2 protein-coding genes are annotated in these 2,502 nt (G+C 48.4%); both read left to right on the top strand.

What is annotated here, in order from left to right; translation table 11 throughout:
* Positions 1–152 precede the first annotated feature (152 nt).
* On the top strand, positions 153–806 hold the full coding sequence (locus BUC26_RS24615) for a Mu transposase domain-containing protein (RefSeq protein WP_425267094.1): 654 nt from the start codon (positions 153–155) through the stop codon (positions 804–806).
* Positions 803–1,633, top strand: a complete 831-nt coding sequence (gene istB, locus BUC26_RS22355) for an IS21-like element helper ATPase IstB (RefSeq protein WP_073379624.1) — start codon at positions 803–805, stop codon at positions 1,631–1,633. The genes BUC26_RS24615 and istB overlap by 4 nt, the downstream gene beginning before the upstream one ends.
* The last annotated feature ends 869 nt before the right edge of the window (positions 1,634–2,502 follow it).

Here is a 2,502-nt window from a genome sequence, read left to right as displayed (position 1 = left end):
TCCTTCCGGCTCAAGAAGAGAACGTGACTTTTTTTATCAAAAGGGGGGGCTTTTTTGGACGCTGAAAGGGGTCAATATTGAATGCTGATTGACACTTACGCGGGAATCGCAATTTTGCCTCACGGGCAGCCTACGCAGAGTATCTACAGAAGCTGTTTGCTCAACTCAATAGCGGCAGAACGTCACGATACCAGGAGGAACGGAAATTCTTACAGCCGTTACCGCCGAAGCCTTTGGATTCATGCACCAAACTATATGTAAAGGTTGGCCCAAGCAGCACTATTCGAGTCAAACACAAAGTGTATTCCGTGCCCAGCCGCCTCGTGGGGGAAACGATCTGCGTACGGCTCTCTGCCGAAAAGCTGGAGGTATGGTATGGCCAGAGACATATGGAGACGATTCCACGTCTGCGGGGATCCGATACGCATCACATTCAGTACCGCCATATGATCGACTGGCTGATTCGCAAGCCCGGCGCCTTCGCCAACTATCGCTATCGGAGCGATCTGTTCCCGACAAGTCGTTTCCGTATGGCGTACGACGCGTTGTGTGAGCGCCATACGCTGAGCAAGGCGGGGAAGGAGTATGTGAAAATCCTGCAGCTTGCCGCCAGGGAAAACGAGACCGCCGTAGACGATGCCTTGCGGGTGTTGTTCGCTTGGGATGAAACGATCAGCGTTGAAAACGTCACGGCGCAGCTTCAGTCCTGTCTGCCGGTAATGCCGGCTACCCAGGTGGAAATCGCTCCCGTGAACCGGCAGGGATACGATCTTCTGCTCCGGGCTGTTCAGGAGGTGGCGCTATGACAACAGCGCCTGCCAACCACACCGATACGTACCTCGAGGACTCCTTGAAGCAGCTCTATCTCACGACCATAAGGGCTTGTTACCGGGATGAGGCTGACCTGGCCCGCCGGGAATCGTTGAGTTACGAAAGCTATCTCACCGAACTGGTGACCCGTGAATGCGAAGAGCGGCGGCACAAGCGTATTGCCAGATATCTCCGGGAATCAAAGCTGCAGCTTGAGAAGAGTCTGGAGTCCTTCGACCAGTCACGGTTGCCGACGAAAGTACGAGCCCACGTACGGGTGCTTCTCGAGGGAACATTTCTTAAGCGCTGTGAAAACGTCCTGGCTTTTGGTAACCCCGGCAGCGGCAAAACGCATCTGCTGTGCGCTGTTGCCCAGGAACTTGTCCATCAAGGCAAGCGTATTCTTTTTACACCGTGCAACCTTCTGGTACAGCAGCTGCTCGTGGCAAAACGAGATCTCGAATTGCATAAGATGCTTAAAAAATTGGCTCGCTATGATGCCCTGCTGATCGACGATATCGGCTACGTTCAACAGAGCAGGGAGGAGATGGAAGTACTCTTTGCACTGCTTGCCGATCAGTACGAACGAGCATCGCTGATGCTCACCAGCAATCTGCCGTTCTCACAGTGGGAAAAAATCTTCAAGGATCCGATGACAACGGCAGCAGCAATAGATCTTCTGGTGCATCACAGTGTCATCATAGAGTTGAATCTGGACAGCTATCGACTGACAAAAGCGAAAGAAAAGATAATTGATCGGGAAAACACGGCAAATCAAGAGGATGAGGCGGGAATTTTAATTGTCGCTGGACGGGAAAAATAATTGTCGTTGATCAGCTTCGGCCTCCCCGGCTGGCACGACGCTGACAAATCGTCCCAATTGAGCTCCACGCGCCTGTGGGCCATGTTCATTTTACTGCATTGTCAAGGGTTCGACTCTCGCGGTCTCATTATTCTTCACATGCTGTTCTACACTTAACCTCCAAGCGATCTACTGTCTATTTACTGTCTGCATACTCGCTTAAAAGCAAAAAGGCTAAACACTTATAATGGTTAGACTTTTTGCTTTTATAACTGGCGGAGGAGCAGACTCTTTAATAAATATCATTACTAATTGATAATACAGAATTAGTTTTTTGTAAATTTTCAAGATACCGTCAAAAATACCGTACACAACCTAAAGCGTCACGCCAGGGGTTCTAATCCCAAAAAGCACATAACGCTTACTATGAGCACAATATTGCTTGACTGCGCACGATATTGCGGTATTGTGCGCATAAGCAATTTATCGTGTTTAAAAAATGGGAGGATACCTATGGCATTCAGAGCAGATGAGTCCGCGAACAATGGATTTAAGGAAGTCAGAAACTATCTGATTTCAAAAAACATTGAAGCAAGCGAAAGAATGAGAAGCGAACTTAAGCTAATCGAAATTATAGATAAGTATGGCCCCGTTGTTAGTGCTTATCCCTCCTGGCACCCACTAGTTGTTCATCATAATGACCGTTTCCCAGCAACAGTCCCTAGTGCTGATTGCGGGTATAAAGGTCTAGATCATACGAGATATTTTGTGAATGCCTTTATCTCTTGCCCCTACAGGGATCCTTGAAAAATCAAATTTGACAGCTTGAAAACTCCTCCGAAGAGCAATCTATTTCTTCGGAAAAACGAAAAATTGAAAATATTGCCTAT

Source organism: Desulfofustis glycolicus DSM 9705 (assembly GCF_900130015.1).
GTDB classification, from domain to species: domain Bacteria; phylum Desulfobacterota; class Desulfobulbia; order Desulfobulbales; family Desulfocapsaceae; genus Desulfofustis; species Desulfofustis glycolicus.
The sequence above is the reverse complement of the archived record's forward strand: the minus strand, read 5'-3'. Positions and strand labels throughout refer to the sequence as shown.

What these genes read in the sequence shown, in the direction of transcription:
- istB (WP_073379624.1), top strand. Translation starts at nt 803, where the DNA reads ATGACAACAGCGCCTGCCAACCACACCGATACGTACCTCGAGGACTCC.